This is a genomic window from Pseudomonas sp. FME51 (assembly GCF_014897305.1).
In genome coordinates this window covers 176,367-192,295 of the sequence record NZ_JABUYN010000007.1, presented here as the reverse complement: position 1 = coordinate 192,295, position 15,929 = coordinate 176,367, and the positions used below count along the sequence as shown (strand labels likewise).

Annotated in this window: 16 protein-coding genes and 1 pseudogene; 9 read left to right on the top strand and 8 right to left on the bottom strand. The window is 58.7% G+C overall.

Annotated features, from left to right (window positions below):
* The first annotated feature begins 27 nt into the window (after window positions 1-27).
* Window positions 28-699, top strand: coding sequence for a cytochrome b/b6 domain-containing protein (locus INT39_RS14055; protein WP_319021364.1), 672 nt, complete (start codon window positions 28-30; stop codon window positions 697-699).
* 33 nt (window positions 700-732) lie between these two features.
* Here INT39_RS14055 and INT39_RS14050 read toward each other — a convergent pair whose 3' ends face one another.
* Both INT39_RS14050 and INT39_RS14045 read right to left on the bottom strand, forming a co-directional pair.
* Window positions 733-1,200, bottom strand: a complete 468-nt coding sequence (locus tag INT39_RS14050) for a c-type cytochrome (RefSeq protein ID WP_193074611.1) — start codon at window positions 1,198-1,200, stop codon at window positions 733-735.
* 97 nt (window positions 1,201-1,297) lie between these two features.
* Entirely contained in the window at window positions 1,298-3,061 is a 1,764-nt protein-coding gene (locus INT39_RS14045; protein ID WP_193074610.1) for a SulP family inorganic anion transporter, read from the bottom strand.
* A 157-nt stretch (window positions 3,062-3,218) separates the two neighbouring features.
* Between INT39_RS14045 and INT39_RS14040 the strand changes: the two genes are divergently transcribed.
* Complete coding sequence (locus INT39_RS14040) at window positions 3,219-3,992, top strand: SDR family NAD(P)-dependent oxidoreductase (protein WP_193074609.1); 774 nt, start codon at window positions 3,219-3,221, stop codon at window positions 3,990-3,992.
* Window positions 3,993-4,002: 10 nt separating this feature from the next.
* Here INT39_RS14040 and INT39_RS23015 read toward each other — a convergent pair whose 3' ends face one another.
* The 3 genes and pseudogenes from INT39_RS23015 to znuA form a co-directional block, all read right to left on the bottom strand.
* A complete protein-coding gene (locus tag INT39_RS23015; protein WP_413468930.1) occupies window positions 4,003-4,707 on the bottom strand; it encodes a methyl-accepting chemotaxis protein in 705 nt (234 codons plus the stop codon).
* A gap of 201 nt (window positions 4,708-4,908) precedes the next feature.
* Window positions 4,909-5,628 (bottom strand): annotated as a pseudogene (locus INT39_RS23010) (MCP four helix bundle domain-containing protein); the annotation flags it as partial.
* A 200-nt stretch (window positions 5,629-5,828) separates the two neighbouring features.
* Window positions 5,829-6,785: a zinc ABC transporter substrate-binding protein ZnuA gene (gene znuA, locus INT39_RS14030; RefSeq protein WP_193074607.1), complete on the bottom strand. Its 957-nt coding sequence runs from the start codon at window positions 6,783-6,785 to the stop codon at window positions 5,829-5,831.
* A 71-nt stretch (window positions 6,786-6,856) separates the two neighbouring features.
* Between znuA and INT39_RS14025 the strand changes: the two genes are divergently transcribed.
* The 7 genes from INT39_RS14025 to INT39_RS13995 all read left to right on the top strand — a co-directional run bounded on the left by INT39_RS14025 (window position 6,857) and on the right by INT39_RS13995 (window position 13,489).
* Complete coding sequence (locus INT39_RS14025) at window positions 6,857-7,351, top strand: Fur family transcriptional regulator (protein ID WP_193074606.1); 495 nt, start codon at window positions 6,857-6,859, stop codon at window positions 7,349-7,351.
* A complete protein-coding gene (gene znuC / locus INT39_RS14020; RefSeq protein ID WP_193074605.1) occupies window positions 7,348-8,124 on the top strand; it encodes a zinc ABC transporter ATP-binding protein ZnuC in 777 nt (258 codons plus the stop codon). Before INT39_RS14025 ends, znuC begins: the two co-directional genes overlap by 4 nt.
* Window positions 8,117-8,902 carry a zinc ABC transporter permease subunit ZnuB gene (gene znuB / locus INT39_RS14015; protein ID WP_193074604.1) on the top strand — a complete coding sequence of 262 codons (786 nt, stop codon included), beginning with the start codon at window positions 8,117-8,119 and terminating at the stop codon, window positions 8,900-8,902. The genes znuC and znuB overlap by 8 nt, the downstream gene beginning before the upstream one ends.
* Before the next feature lie 434 nt (window positions 8,903-9,336).
* Window positions 9,337-10,323, top strand: a complete 987-nt coding sequence (locus tag INT39_RS14010; RefSeq protein ID WP_193074603.1) for a Bug family tripartite tricarboxylate transporter substrate binding protein — start codon at window positions 9,337-9,339, stop codon at window positions 10,321-10,323.
* 87 nt (window positions 10,324-10,410) lie between these two features.
* A complete protein-coding gene (locus INT39_RS14005) occupies window positions 10,411-10,911 on the top strand; it encodes a tripartite tricarboxylate transporter TctB family protein (RefSeq protein ID WP_193074602.1) in 501 nt (166 codons plus the stop codon).
* Between the two features lie 36 nt (window positions 10,912-10,947).
* Complete coding sequence (locus INT39_RS14000; RefSeq protein ID WP_193074601.1) at window positions 10,948-12,426, top strand: tripartite tricarboxylate transporter permease; 1,479 nt, start codon at window positions 10,948-10,950, stop codon at window positions 12,424-12,426.
* Window positions 12,427-12,472: 46 nt separating this feature from the next.
* Entirely contained in the window at window positions 12,473-13,489 is a 1,017-nt protein-coding gene (locus tag INT39_RS13995; protein ID WP_226944787.1) for an NAD(P)H-quinone oxidoreductase, read from the top strand.
* A gap of 64 nt (window positions 13,490-13,553) precedes the next feature.
* Here the strand turns inward: INT39_RS13995 and aroE are convergent, their stop codons facing one another.
* The 3 genes from aroE to INT39_RS13980 are packed head-to-tail and all read right to left on the bottom strand — an operon-like array spanning window position 13,554 to window position 15,873.
* Window positions 13,554-14,366 (bottom strand): shikimate dehydrogenase, encoded by an 813-nt coding sequence (aroE, locus tag INT39_RS13990; protein WP_193074600.1) that lies wholly within the window; start codon window positions 14,364-14,366, stop codon window positions 13,554-13,556.
* On the bottom strand, window positions 14,366-15,298 hold the full coding sequence (gene hemF / locus INT39_RS13985) for an oxygen-dependent coproporphyrinogen oxidase (RefSeq protein ID WP_193074599.1): 933 nt from the start codon (window positions 15,296-15,298) through the stop codon (window positions 14,366-14,368). The genes aroE and hemF overlap by 1 nt, the downstream gene beginning before the upstream one ends.
* A 17-nt stretch (window positions 15,299-15,315) precedes the next feature.
* On the bottom strand, window positions 15,316-15,873 hold the full coding sequence (locus tag INT39_RS13980) for an L-threonylcarbamoyladenylate synthase (RefSeq protein WP_193074598.1): 558 nt from the start codon (window positions 15,871-15,873) through the stop codon (window positions 15,316-15,318).
* Window positions 15,874-15,929: the final 56 nt, after the last annotated feature.

Here is a 15,929-nt window from a genome sequence, read left to right as displayed (position 1 = left end):
TTTATTCTTTCAAGGAGCGTTGTCGCTGTGCGGATTACAGTCTGGGATCTGCCTTTGCGGTTATTTCACTGGTTGCTGGTGTTGGCAGTGGCCGGTGCACTGGTCACCATCAACCTCGATGGTAACTGGATGGAATGGCACGCCCGCTTCGGCCTGGCCGTGGTCGGGCTGATGGCTTTCCGTCTGGTCTGGGGCGTGCTGGGTTCCACGCATTCACGCTTTACCAGCTTCTTCCCATCGCCTGCGGCCATCGGTCGTTATTACCGTGGACAGTGGCAGGGTCTCGGGCACAATCCGCTCGGTGCATTGTCAGTGTATGCCTTGCTGGGCCTGTTTGCCTTTCAGGCCATCAGCGGCCTGTTCGCCAGCGATGACATCGCCTTTAGTGGCCCGCTGACCCGAGCGGTCTCTTCCAGCACAGTGGCAACCTTGAGTAGCTGGCACCGTCAGACCGAATGGTGGATGTATCTGCTGGTCGGACTGCACGTGTTGGCGATTGTTATTTATCGCGTGCGCGGCAAACAGCTGTTAGGGCCGATGATCCATGGCCAGGTTGATGCGCACAAGACAACAGAGAAGCCGTGTGGTGGCGGGTGGGTTGCCTTTATAGTGACATTGCTGATAGCTGCAGCCGTGGTGTGGGCGGCCAATGGCAGCTGGATTCCGGCGCCAGCTCCAGCGCCTGCCCCGGCCTGGTAAGCCTGTGCGGGGAATACCCGCACAGCGCCGACCTTATTTCTGCCGATACTTGTCGTGGCAGGATTTGCAGGTCTGACCGACTTCACCGAAAGCCACTCGAATAGCCGCCTGATCATCGCTGGCAGCTGCAGACGCCAGGTTGCCCGTGGTTTCGCTCAGGCGGGCGGAAATCGTTGCAACGTCATCGAAGTTGTCGAACATCTCTGGTTTGACGCGAGTGGTCTGAGCGCCGACCTGCTTGTCAGTACCCGGCCCGTACAGCGCACCCATCCCTGAATTGGCGATGGCGGCAATGGTGTTGGCAGCGGCAGCGACCTGAGTTTGATTGTAGGCGACGCTCTGGTCGATGACCTGTGCCTTGATCTTGCCCATGTTCCAGGACATATAGCTGTAGCCGGCTTTGCGCAGTTCGATCTGTTCTTCAGGCGATACAGCCTGTGCGCTCAGGCTGAGGCTCAGCAGAGCCGCGCTCAGTACCCCGGCTATCACGGATTTGTTCACGCTTTACTCCTTGTTTGATGTTATCTCGGAGGCAGCCCAGGCTGCCGCGCCACGTTATATAACGGGCGCGCCGGTAAAATACCAGTAGCCAATAGTTTCAAGCTGTTTTGGGAGAGAGCTCTGCGTCCGCTTCCGGCAATGGCCGCTTGAGACCACTCAAGGTATTGAAGGCGATATGCGTGCTGGGGAATATCTCGGTGACCTGCTCGCTGATCCAATCCGTCTGCTCCAGCTGATCCATTACCGGTCCTTTGACCTCTGCCAGATGGATCTGGATGTTGCGCTCACGCAGGCCCTGGCTCAGCTCAAGCAGCATATCCAGCCCGGTGCTATCGATATGGTTGACCGCTGACAAGATCAGCAGCAGCTCGCGGGTATCGGGGTAGTCACGCAGGGACTGCAGAATCGCCCGTTCAATCGCCTTGGTATTGGCGAAGAAGATATTTTCATCAATGCGGATAGCCAGTAGTTGCGGCTCGGTTTCCACCAAGTGGCGCTGAGTATTGCGAAAGTAGTGCGTTCCTGGCACCCGACCGACCACAGCTACATGGGGGCGGCTGCCACGCCACAACTGAGTGACGATCGACAGACCGACCCCCAGCACTATACCGCCTTCGATCCCCAGCAGCAGTACGCCCACGGCGGTAGAGACCAGGGTCAGCCCCTCACGGCGGTCATAACGCCAGGCGCGTTTCAGGGCAGTGATATCGATCAAGGGCACCACCGCCACCAGAATCACCACCGCCAGCACCACCAAGGGCAGCCAGGCGAACAGCGGCGCGATGGTCAGCAGAATAAGACCGATCACCAGGGCGGAAACCACACCGGCCAACGGGGTGTTGGCACCCGCTTCAACGTTTACCCCCGAACGTGAGAAACCCCCACAGACCGCAAAGCCACCGGTCAGCGCCGCACCCACATTGGCCGTCCCCAGTGCCAGCAGTTCGCGATCAGGATTGATACTCTGGCGCTTGCGCCGCGCCAGCGACTGGGCGATGGAGACACTTTCGACAAAGCTCACCAAGCTGATCAAGGCGGCGGGCAGCAGCAGCGCCTGCAAAGTGGACAGATCCGGGGAGCTCCATACCAATGATGGCAATCCCGCCGGCAGGCTGCCCACCACCGGCACTCCAAGCGCGCCCAGATCCCAAACGATAGTGACCAGCAGCCCGAGCAGCACCACCAGAATGGGCGCCAACCGCGCCAGCAAGCGGGCGGCGGATGCGCCAATACCAAACCGCTGCAGATGCCCGGCCAGCCGGCTGCGGGCATACAACAACCAGGTCAGCGCCACCAACCCCATGCTCAGCACCAGACTGTTGACCGACGTCCATGCTGCCAGCAACTGGGCCGGAGATGTCGGCAGGCTGGCCAGGCCGAGCAGATGCGGCAACTGACTGAACATGATCAGAATGGAGGCGCCACTGATGAAACCGCTGATTACCGGATGGCTGAGAAAGTTGGCGAGAAAGCCCATGCGCAGCAGGCCGAGCACGAACAGCATGGCACCGGACAACAATGCCAACCAGATGGCCAGCTGAAGATAATGTTCACTGCCGATACTGGCCAGCGGCGCCAGCAGAGCAGCGGTCATCAGCGCGGTCACCGCCACCGGGCCGACCGACATGCTCATGCTGGTGCCGAACAGGGCATAACCGATCAGCGGCAGCAGACTGGCATACAGCCCGATCTGCACTGGCAGACCGGCCAGCATGGCATAGGCCATGCTCTGTGGAATGATCATGATGGCCGTGACCACACCCGCCACCAGATCTCCGCTGAGCCAGGCAAGACGATAGTGACGCAGCCAGGCCAACAGTTCCTCGCCGCCGGGTGGCTGCAACCGGGGGTTGATGTGCATCAGATGAGCGTCTCCATGACCATGCGGTGGCCATAGTGTAGCGCCAGCCGTGGGTCAGCGCATGACGGCAGAGTGATCTATGCGGGCTGGAGCCTGTGGCGTTAATCCTTGATACTCGGGTCTTCTCCGATGCTCAGTAACTGACAGGGAACTCGAAATGAACCAACAACGCTTTGATCTGACGGGCAAAACAGCTCTGGTAACCGGTGCATCCAGCGGCCTCGGCGCCCATTTCGCACGTGTACTGGCCGCTGCCGGCGCACGGGTCGTGCTCGCCGCACGCCGTCTCGAACGGCTGGAGGCGCTGACCACTGAGCTGCAGACCCTGGGTCACCAAGCGTTGGCGGTATCCATGGATGTCACCGATGCGGACAGTGTCGATCGCGGTTTCGAACAGGCCGAGCAGCAGTGGGGCTTGGTGGACATCGTCGTCAATAACGCCGGCATTGCCGATCCGGTGATGTTTCTGAACATGACCGAAGGCAACTGGCGCAGCATGATCGATACCAATCTGGATGGCGCCTGGCGAGTAGCTCACCGCGCCAGCCTGGCCATGGCCAGGAGCGAACGGGGCGGCTGCGTGATCAATATCGCCTCCATTCTCGGACTGCGCGTGGGCACCGCCCTGAGTCATTATGCCGTGGCCAAGGCGGGCATAGTGCAGCTGACCAAGGCAATGGCTCTGGAACTGGCGCGCAACAATATCCGCGTCAATGCCATTGCCCCCGGCTATTTCCGCACCGACATGAACGGCGATTACTTCGATACCCCTCAGGGTCAGGACTATATCCGCAGCAAGGTACCCATGCGCCGGCTGGGCCAGCTCGACGAACTGGACGGCCCGCTGCTGTTACTCGCCAGCGAAGCCGGCTCATTCATTACCGGCACCATCATCAACGTGGATGGTGGGCATGTGAGCAATAGTCTCTGAGACATGGCACTCAGGTCTGAAAACGGGTCACCAGCTCGTTGAGCTCCACTGCCAGACGCGACAGTTCGCGGCTGGAGGCACTGGTCTGTTCCGCTCCGGCAGCAGACTGGGTCGACAGGTCGCGAATGTTCACCAGATTGCGATCCACTTCCTGAGCTACCTGAGCCTGCTCCTCTGCGGCGCTGGCGATCACCAGGTTGCGTTCGTTGATTTCATTCACCGCCGTGGACACCCTGGCGAACGCCTCACTGGCCTTCTGTGACTGCTCTTGCGTACCGGACGCCATGGTATTGCTGATTTCCATGGCGGCTACGGTACGTTCAGTACCCTGTTGAATATTGCTGATCATCTCCTCGATCTCGGCAGTCGATTGTTGAGTGCGATGGGCGAGGGCCCGCACCTCGTCGGCGACCACAGCAAAACCGCGGCCATGCTCACCGGCTCGGGCTGCTTCGATGGCAGCGTTGAGCGCCAGCAGATTGGTCTGATCAGCCACAGCACGGATCACATCCAGCACGCTACTGATACGCTGCGCCTTGTCCGCCAGCTCCTGTACTTCACCGGAAGTGGAATGGATGGTTGCAGACAACTGCTCGATGGCGGTCAGCGTGTGGCTCACCTGGCTGTTGCCCTCATGGGCGCTGATGGCCGTACTCTGCGATTGTTCCGAGGTGTATACCGCGTTGCGGGCGACTTCTTCCACGGCGGCGCTCATTTCATTGATCGCCGTAGCGGCCTGCTGAATCTCGTCGTTCTGCCGCTGCAGGCTGCGGGTCGAATCTTCGGTCACCGCGTTCAACTCTTCAGCCGCCGAGGCCAGCTGGGATGACGAGTTGGCGATGCCCTGGATGGTGGAGCGCAGCTGCAGTTGCATGCTCGACAGCGCCCTCAGCAGGCGGGACGCTTCATCCTTGCCGGTCACCTCGATACTCTGAGTCAGATTGCCGGTGGCGATCACTTCACTGGCCGCAACCGCCAGGCGGATCGGCCCTATGATGCTGCGAGTCAATACCCAGGCCAGCAACAACGTCAGACCGGCAGAGCCGATGATGGCCAGGATCACCTGGCGGACGGCGGATGAATAACTTTGCTCAGCACGACCAACTGCGGTATCCGCCGCAGCGACAATCAACTGCTCCAGGTTGATCAGATTCGCAGTGGCAGCGTCAGCTATGGGGTTAAGCTGAGTGTCGAGGATGCGTAAGGCCGCCTGCTGATCGCCGCTGTCCAGCAAGCCAGGCAATTGGCCGGCTGTGGTCATGTATTTCTGGCGCTGGTTGCGGAAATCCTCGAAGGCACGTGCGCGGGCCGGATCATTGACCAGCGCCGCATAAGCGGTTTCGGCTACGCCAAGACTGCTCTCCAGATCAGCCAGTTGCTGCCGCTGCTGATGAATTTTCCGTGCATCATCCTCCAGCATGGTGCGAAGAGTAAAAATACGATAACGCATGAAATCCTGATTGATACTGGCCAGCTGCTGCAGGCTCGGCAACCAGCGCTTTTCAATTTCAACCGTCTGGTCTCGAATGCGGCTGGTTTCCTGCAATGACAGAATACCGAGCAGCAATACAATGAGGGCCATAACCGCAAAGCCGGCGGCCAACCTGGTGGCGATGGATATATTTCGCAGGTTCATCTGAAGGGTTCCTTTCGATTCGATAAAATGTGCACGACGGCAAATGGCTGGGCTGTCGGAGGTTTTTATTGAAAGGATTCCGATTCATGATGACAGAAGGCCGGTGCTTACCCCTGTGTCGGCACGCACCGGCGGGACTTGAGCCTCTGTTTTCGGATTTTGCCGATTTTAACGAGTTTTTTGGCTGACAATTTTTTCAATCAGAGCTCTTCCAGACAGTTGGCCAGCGTGTCGCCTAGTGTCTCCAGCAAGGTTTCATAACCTCGGGCGTCGGGCGTTATATCCATGCCCAGCGGATCCAGTTCCGCACTGCGCACCGGCAAGCCGGCGGTAAGGCTTTCTACTCGTCGCGCCGGGAATTGCGGCTCACGGAACACGCAGGTGGGGCCAGCAGCAGTGAGCTGCTGGCGCAGCGTGTTGACATGCCTGGCGCCGGGCTGGATTTCTTCGGATAGGGTGAACACCCCTCGCGGGTGGATGCCGAGACTGTCTTGCAGATAGCCATAGGCATCATGGAAGACGAAGTAGGGCTTGTCAGCCAGTGGCTGCAGACGCTGGCGCTGGCGCTCATGTAAATGGTCAAGGCGCTGGACGAAGTCTGCAGCGTTACGCTGCAGACGTTCGCCATGCTCGGGGTACACTTCAGCCAGGTCCGTCGCCATCCACAGAGCAATATGCTGCGCATTGCGCACCGATAGCCAGATATGCGGGTCGAGAGTGCCCGGTTCATGTTCATGTTCATGTTCATGTTCATGTTCGTCATGCTCAGGCTCAGACTCATGGGCTTGGTGGTCGTCATGACTGTGTTCAGCATGCTCATCATCGAAGCGACGGAGGGTCAGTTCCGGCACTTCATCCAGGCGCCGTGCGCTGAGTTGGCTGTCGAGCAGCTGTTGCAGAAAGCGCTCCAGATCCGGGCCGACCCAGTAGAGACGGTCAGCGTTGACAATCCGCCGACGGTCCGAGGGACGCAACGCGTAATTGTGTGGTGAGGCGCCCGGCGGCAGCAGCACATCAGGCTCAGCGACACCCTCAAGCACGGCGGCAGCGATCAGTTGCACGGGCTTGATGGTGGTCAACACACTGGGCGTCGCGGCCATGGCAGATGCGGACACCCCCAGTCCACAGGCCAGAACAAACAGAAAGCGCAGCAACATCGATGATACCTCGGGGCGGAAGAATTGTTATATAATAACAGCCGTTTTCCAAAATCCGCTATAGGTACGAGATGAACCAACCCGCTATTCTGGAAGATCCCCATTGCCCGCATGACCACAGCCAATGCGTCAGCGACGCACTGACAGCCGCCGAGCTTGTCTGTGAGCGGGCCGGCGCGCGATTGACCACCTTGCGCAAACGCGTGCTGGAACTGGTCTGGCAGAGTCATCGCCCCCTGGGCGCCTATGATCTGCTGGATACGCTGACACGTGAGGACGACCGTCGCCCGGCACCGCCAACCGTATACCGCGCGCTGGACTTTCTGCAGGAACAAGGTCTGGTACACAGAATCGCCTCATTGAATGCGTTTATCGGCTGCGCCAATCCAGAGCATGTGCATCAGGGCCATTTCCTCATCTGTCGCACATGCCGGGTAGCAATAGAGCTTGATCAGACGCTGCTCCAGCCGACTATTGCCGATATCGCCCAGCAAATGGGCTTTGTCGTGGAAGCCGAAACCGTGGAAATAGCCGGTGTATGCGCGCATTGTCAGGAGGCCGCATGAGCGACATCTTGCTGAGCCTGAGCAATGTCGCCCTGCAGCGCCATGGCAATGCCATTCTGGAGGACATTTCCTTGCAGGTTCGACGCGGTGAAATCGTTACCCTGATCGGCCCCAACGGCGCCGGCAAGACCAGTCTGGTGCGTATCGTGCTGGGTCTGCTCAAGGTGGACAGCGGCGAAGTTCATCTCCAGCCGCGGTTGCGCGTCGGCTATATGCCGCAGAAGCTGCAAGTGGATGCGACTCTGCCGTTGAGCGTGCTGCGTTTCCTGCTGCTGGCCCCGGGGGTCAAGCGACCGGCGGCGCTACAGGCACTGGAAGAAGTCGGCGCGGCGCATCTGGCGCAGCGACCCTTGCAGCAGGTTTCCGGCGGTGAACAGCAACGTATTCTGCTGGCACGGGCATTGCTCCGCCAACCCGATCTGCTGGTGCTCGACGAGCCGGTGCAGGGTGTAGATGTCAATGGTCAGATCGAGCTGTACCAGCTGATCACCCGCCTGCGTGACCGTTACGGCTGCGGGGTATTGATGGTGTCCCATGATTTGCACCTGGTCATGGCGACCACCAATACCGTGGTCTGCCTTAACCGCCATATCTGCTGCTCCGGTCGCCCTGAACAGGTCAGTGCCGACCCTGCCTTCGTCGCCCTGTTCGGCGAGCAGGCCAGCGCATTGGCAATCTACAACCACCAGCATGACCACAGCCACGACATGCACGGCGAAGTCATCGATACTCCCCATAACCACCCGGACGGATCTGCCTGCAACCATGCCTGATTTTCTTCTTTACGCGTTACTTGCGGGCCTCGCGCTGGCGTTGGTGGCTGGTCCTCTGGGTTCATTCGTGGTCTGGCGGCGCATGGCCTATTTCGGCGACACTCTGGCTCACTCTGCGCTGCTCGGCGTGGCCCTGGGCATGCTGCTGCAGATCAACCTGACCCTCGCGGTAACCGCTGGTTGCGTGTTGCTCGCGGTGCTGCTGGTCGCCATGCAGAACCGAAAATGGCTGGCCAGCGACACTCTGCTGGGCATTCTGGCGCATAGCACCTTGTCACTCGGGATCGTGGTGCTGGCGTTGACCGACAATGTGCGGGTGGACCTGCTGGCCTACCTGTTCGGCGACCTGCTGGCGATCACCTCAACGGATCTGGCCTGGATGCTCGGCGGACTGGTGCTGGTGATGGCGCTCATGGTCTGGCTCTGGCGGCGACTGCTGTCAGTGACCGTGCACGAGGAACTGGCCCGAGTCGAAGGCCTGCCGGTGAGCGCAATCCGGCTGGCCCTGATGCTGCTGATTGCCATTGTCATCGCCGTGGCGATGAAAGTGGTCGGCGTGTTGTTGATCACGTCGCTACTGATCATTCCGCCGGCTGCCGCTCAGCGCCATGCACGCACCCCTGAACAGATGGCCGTCGGCGCCAGCTTTCTGGGGTGTCTGGCCGTGCTCGGCGGACTGGCCATGTCATGGAACCTGGACACACCTGCCGGCCCGTCGATTGTGGTGAGCGCGGCCGGGTTGTTCATGCTGGCGCTGCTGGTGCCGCGCAAGACGTGAGCCGGTACTGAACGGTGTCATAGGACAGGTGCACCCCACTCCCTTTGCGCGACTCCTAGCCAGACCTTGGTAGTAGCCGCGCCCTTTCAATTCTGCTTCCGATGCCTCCTGCTACCGCTAACCCCTTGTTAATCATGGATATGCAACTTTTGGGTCCGCGCTTGGCGCTGGGCATCGAGCGCATTCGCGTTTGACGCAAGATCTATTCTTACGCTAGATTGTTCGCATACAACCCAATTGTTCGCATGACGAACAATTGGGTTTCATATCTCTGGTTGAATCTCCCGCGAGGGCTTCTAAACCTTGGAGAGGCCTTTGAGACCTTACTACTCTGTAAGCAAATCAAGCTCGGGCCCCGGGTTGCGCATTTACATAGCCTGTCGCGGTATGTTTCGCGAACTCATATTGCAAACAGTTCAGAAAGGTATAAAAAAATGAAAAAATTACTCCGTGTGACACTGGCAACTGCTTTGAGTAGTGCGCTGGCTCTGCCTCTGATGTCTGCCAGCGTTCAAGCCAAGGACGACTGGCCAACAGATACAATTCGTATGGTCGTACCTTATGCTGCCGGCGGCACTACCGACGTGCTATCTCGCCGCGTAGCAGAGCTACTGCAGCGTGAGCTGGGCAATGTGGTGGTAGAAAACAGACCTGGTGCCGGCTCCACCACAGGCACTGGCCGCCTGGCCCGTGGCGGGCGTGACTCAGACCACACTCTGCTCATGGCCTCACCAGGACATACCATTGGCGCTGCTATCTATCCCGGACTGCGTTATAACCCCACGGAAGACTTCACCTTCATCCAGAACATCATCGACATCCCCAATGTGATGGTTGTCCCTGCCGACAGCCCGTATCAAACGGTACAAGAATTTGTCGAAGCTGCCCGCAAGGAAGGCAAAACCTTCAGCTCCAGCGGTGTAGGCAGTTCCATCCATATGTCCGGCGAACTGTTCAAAAGTCTGACTGAAACCAAAATGACCCATGTCCCGTTCAGGGGTAGCGGTGAAGCGCTGCCGGCTCTGTTGAGTGGCGACGTGGATGTTTCCTTCGAAAACATGCCGACAGTCTTGTCCCACATTCAATCCGGCAGCCTGCGGGCGCTGGCAGTCACCTCACAAACACGTTCCGAATACCTGCCGGATGTCCCTACACTGGATGAAATCGGTGAGTACAATCTGGAAGGCTTCAATGCGACTGCATGGTTCGGCCTGATTGCGCACAATTCACTCCCCGATGTCGCCGTCGAGCGAGTCCATGCGGCGCTGGATAAGATCATGAAAGAAGAAGATTTCCTTTCTTTCATTGCCCAATTGGGTGCCGAACCAGGCCAGCAGGCCGATGAAGAGTTCAAAGCCTTTATCGCCGATGAAGTGCAGCGCTGGAAGAAAGTCGCAGCGCAGGCACAACTTACAAACTGAAAACATAAACAACACGACACGACACGAAGCGAGGCATGCCTCGCTTCGTGTCGTTCTATCCGTCAAGACGCTTCGAGGTCGGGTGCCATGAAAGTAGAGCGTGATGAGAAAGCGGCTGTCCGGCCAGCTAATATGAGCAACGTCGTCATCGGCTTGGTGATTTTCGTCTGTTCGTTGTTTTTTGTTTTATACCTGGTACCCAATCACATCCAGGAACCCCCATTTCTGCAAAACCCCATGATGTCACCCCGATTTCTGCCTGGCATCGTAGGGTGGCTAACGGTGGTTTTTTCTCTGTTGCTGGCGTTCGATGGCGTGTTCGGCAAGGTCAGTACCGAGCAAGCAAGTCAGGAGGAGCGTGCACCCCTGCTGCGCTGGGGTGCAATGGTCGTGGCGCTGGCCATATATCTACTGTGCTTTGAAGCGCTCGGCGCAATCATCGCGGGTATTCTGGCGACCCTCATTCTCTTCGTCGCCCACCCGGTCAGGACATGGTGGCTGTATACGCTGGCCATTGTGCTTCCCGCTCTCGTTGCGTTCATCTTCATCAACGTCATGAATGTGCCTCTGCCGTTACTTTTTCTCTGACAGCAGGTAATAAACCTTTATTCTGCTGGGGGTTATATGGAAAATATTTCTGAAATACTCGCTATCTTTTTCAGCATCGAAAACTTCATCGCCATTGGCGTTGGGGTATTCCTTGGCGTAGTGATCGGTGCGATACCGGGTTTGACGGCGACCATGGCTGTTGCTCTGGCATTGCCTTTCACCTTCTCGATGGAACCGATCACTGCCATTCTGCTGCTCGTCGGTATCTACAAAGGCGGCATGTTTGGCGGCTCGATCACGGCAATTCTGATTCGCACACCGGGATCGCCAGCGTCCGCCTGCACGCTTCTGGATGGTTACCCGCTGGCGCAGCAGGGTCATGCAAAAAAGGCTCTCCAGACCGCACTCTATTCCTCGGTCATTGCCGACTTCATCTCAAACATAGCGTTGATTTTCTTCGCCGCCTATCTGGCCAAGATCGCCCTCAACTTCGGTCCTCCGGAGTTTTTCTGGCTGATCTGCTTTTCCCTGACCGTCATCATTTCCGTGGCGGGTGACTCGGTTATCAAGGGGCTGATTGCCGCTTGTCTGGGCATACTGTTGTCCACTGTCAGTCTGGACATGGTCTATGGCACTCAGCGCCTGACGTTCGAAAACTATAACCTGATGGACGGCATCCCCTTTATTCCGTTGCTGATAGGGCTGTTCGCCATCCCGGAAATCATGGAGTTCTATTTCAAGAAGGCCAAGCCCCATATAAAAATCAAGGCCGAAGGGATTGGCCTGAGCTTTGCCGAGCTCAAGCGTTGCCTGAAAAGTATTGTTCGCGGCAGCCTGATCGGGGTGGTTATCGGGGCTATTCCCGGCACGGGAGCGACGGCAGCGTCCTTCATTTCCTATGGCGAGGCACGCCGCCGCTCTCCGAACAAGGATAACTTCGGCAAGGGTGAAATAGAGGGTGTGGCAGCAGCGGAGGCCGGCAATAATGGCGTGGCGGGAGCCACATTGATCCCCTTGCTGTCCCTGGGTATTCCAGGAGACGTGATCACTGCCATCATCCTGGGCGCCTTCATGGTCCACGGCTTGAGTCCGGGGCCGGTCATGTTCCAGGAAAACATGACGCTGATCTATGCGCTGTTCATTGGCATCATGCTCAGCTCGGTATTCCTGTTCGGGATAGGCCGTGCAGCAATCAAATACTTCTCGTTGATTGCCGATATCCCCAAGGCGATTCTCTTCCCGATCGTGCTGATGTTCTGTGTGTACGGGGCCTATGCGGTGAATAACGACACCTTCGATATCGGCTTGATGCTGGTGTTCGGTGTGCTGGGTTATATCTTCAACAGAGTAGGAATCGCGGCTGCGCCATTCCTGATCGGCTTCATTCTTGGACCCATGTTCGAAGATAACCTGCGACGCTCCCTGTTGATCGGCGCCAATGACCTTTCCATCTTCGTTCGGGGACCGATTACCTGGTTCTTCATTGCACTGACGGCAGGCTCGTTCATCTTTGCACTGCGCCGCTATATCATCTCTCGGCGGCAAGCAGCCTGATCGATGGAGCTCATTACAGTATCCACTGTGGCATCTGGAGTAGTGCATGGAAATGCAAGCGATTGAAATAACCGAACCGGGTGGACCTGATGTGTTACGCCTCACCCGCCGCCCGGTACCTGTACCGGGCCAGGGCGAGGTGCTGATTCGCGTTTCGGCGTTTGGCATCAACCGTCCCGATATCGCCCAGCGCAAGGGCAATTATCCGGTGCCGCCAGGTGTAACCGATATTCCCGGTCTCGAGGTTTCTGGAGAAATCATTGCCGGCGATCTGAGCCACCCCTCGAACTACCTGAGGTTAGCGCAAGGGGATGCGGTCTGCGCACTGCTGCAGGGCGGCGGCTATGCGGAATATTGCGTGGCGCCCATTGCCCAGTGCCTACCACATCCGGCGGGCTTTGATCATGTTCAGGCCGCCGCGCTGCCGGAAACCTTCTATACCGTCTGGAGCAATGTGTTCGAGCGCGGTGCCTTGGGCCGTGGCCCCAAGGGCAAGGAAGAAACCCTGCTGGTTCATGGTGGCAGCAGCGGGATAGGCACCGTGGCTATTCAACTGGCAGTTCAGCGTGGGCACAAGGTATTCGCTACGGCAGGATCTCGGGAGAAATGTGAGTTCTGTGAAGCGCTCGGCGCAACCAGGGCGATCAATTACCGCGAAGAAGATTTTGCGACGGCGATCACCGCGCTGACCGATGGCGTGGGCGTCGATGTCATTCTCGATATGGTAGGCGGTGATTACCTGCCGAAAGAACTGGCTTGCGCTGCTGATGATGGCCGAATCGTGATCATTGCGCTGCAAAAAGGCGCAGAGGCAACCATCCCCCTGAGTGATATCCTGCGCCGCCGCGTCACCATCACCGGCTCCACGCTGCGCCCGCGCTCGGTGGAGTTCAAGGGTGAATTGTCCCGCGAACTCCATTCCCACGTCTGGCCCCTGTTGGAGCAAGGCGTGATCAGCCCGATTATCGAGACGGTGCTGCCCGCCAGTGAGATCATCGAGGCGCATCGTCTCATGGATGCTGGCGCGCACAAGGGAAAGATCCTGCTGAGCTGGAGCCTGTAGCAAAGCGCGGCCTGGGGCACTGTTGCCATAGGCCGCACTCCGATCTGGCGAGGCAGCGTGGTAATCAGTTCTGGCGCAGTGCGGCCAGTACCTGAGAAGTATCCGGGCGTACGCCGCGCCACAGGGCGAAGGCTTCTGCGGCCTGTTCGACCAACATGCCCAGGCCATCAATGCAGCGCGCCGCACCCTGTTCCGCTGCCCAGCGATTGAATACCGTCGCCTCGCTGGCATACATCATGTCGTAGCACCAGGTATGTCCGGGACGGATCAGGGTGGGAGAGATAGGCGGCAGTTTGCCGTCCAGGCTGGCGGAGGTGGCGTTGATGATCAGGTCCACCGGCTCCTCGATCCACTCGAACCCCGCTGCGCTGATCGGCCCCTGCTCCTTGAACAGCATGGCCATTTGTTCGGCCTTTTCCACCGTACGGTTGACCACGCACAATTGCGCCGGACCGGCTTCCAGCAACGGCTGAATGACACCGCGTGCGGCACCACCCGCGCCCACCAGCAGAATCCGCATACCGGCCAGCGCCAGGCCTGCATTGTGCTGGATATCCCGCACCAGGCCCTTGCCATCGGTGTTATCGCCCAGCAGGCTTCCGTCAGCCATACGCTTGATGGTATTGACCGCCCCGGCCCGTTCAGCAGCGGCTGTATGCTTGTCGACCAACGCCCAGGCCTGTTCCTTGAAGGGCACGGTGATGTTCACGCCCAGACCTTCATCGAGGAAACCGCGCAGGGTGCCGGCAAAATCATCCAGTGGTGCCAGCAATGCCTCGTACGCCAGGTCTTCGCCGGTCTGCCGGGCGAACATGCCATGGATCAACGGCGATTTGCTGTGAGCGATCGGATTACCGATCACCGCATAACGGTCCATCAGTTGACCTCCTTCAGCCAGTCGCGTGGTAGCAAAAACTCCTCTACCAAGCGTGCTTCTTCACTGCCTGGTTCGGGCTGCCAGTTGTAGCCCCAGCGTACGGTCGGTGGCAGCGACATGAGAATCGACTCGGTGCGTCCGCCCGACTGCAGCCCAAATAAGGTACCCCGGTCCCAGACCAGATTGAACTCCACGTACCGGCCGCGACGGTACTCCTGAAAGGCCTTCTGCTGTTCAGTCCAGGGCGTGGCTCGGCGGCGCTCGATGATCGGCAAATAGGCTTCAACATAGGCATCACCGATGGCACGCATGAACTCGAAACAGCGTTCGAAGCCCCATTCGTTCAAGTCATCAAAGAACAAGCCACCAATTCCACGCGCTTCGTCGCGGTGCTTGAGATAGAAGTATTCATCGCACCACTTCTTGTACCGAGGATAGACGTCTTCACCGAAGGGCGCACAGACATCACGGGCGACGCGGTGCCAGTGGATGCAGTCTTCCTCGGTCGCGTAATAGGGCGTGAGGTCGAAACCACCGCCGAACCACCAGACCGGCTCGGCGCCGTCTTTTTCGGCGACAAAAAAGCGTACGTTGGCATGGGAAGTCGGCACATGGGGGTTCTCGGGATGCATCACCAGCGAGACACCCATGGCCTGAAAGCTGCGCCCCGCCAGCTCCGGACGATGGGCCGTGGCCGAGGGCGGCATGCCGTCACCAAACACATGGGAAAAGCCGACACCGCCCTTTTCCAGCAACGCACCGTTCTCGATGATCCGCGAACGCCCGCCACCGCCGCCAGGGCGGTTCCAGCTGTCCTCGATAAACCGAGCAGCGCCGTCTGTCTGCTCCAGGGCTGTACAGATACGGTCCTGCAGGTTCATCAGATAGTCTTTTACCGCAGCCACATCAGCGGCATCGGGGATGGATTTCATTGTAGGATCTGAACCTCTCAGGCTGAGCGAATGACGGTATCGGTTTGCAGGTCTCTGATGATACTGGGGTTGCGCTGCTGCCCCAGAACGCCGGGCACTATGTCATCCAGATAACCATGGAAATACTGCTCTACACGCAGCCGTGTACGGGCGGGTGGGCGTCCGGCAGGGTTGCATGAAGTCGATATGAGCGGGCCGGTGATGGCACACATCTGACGGATCTGTGGGTGATCGCTGACGCGCAGGGCAACGGTAGCATGATCGCCGGTGATCCACGGCGGCAGCCGGCCCTGGTGCGGCACCAGCCAGGTATTGGGACCCGGCCAGGAGAGCTGCAGTTTGGCCAGTTGGCTGTGCGGTAGATCCCACAGCAGAAATTCGAACTGGTCCATGCTTCCGGCGACCAGAATCAAGCCTTTTTCCACCGGACGCTGCTTGAGTAACAGCAGACGCTCCACCGCTTCAGGCTTCCAGGGACTGCAACCCAACCCCCATACCGCCTCGGTCGGGTAGGCGATAACACCCCCGGCCTGCAGAATTCTCTGTACCTGCCTCACCCGCCAGCCCGCCAGCATAGTGCACCTCTTTGGTTTGCGAGAGGCGACATTAGCCGAGCCAGCGGTCAGGCTCA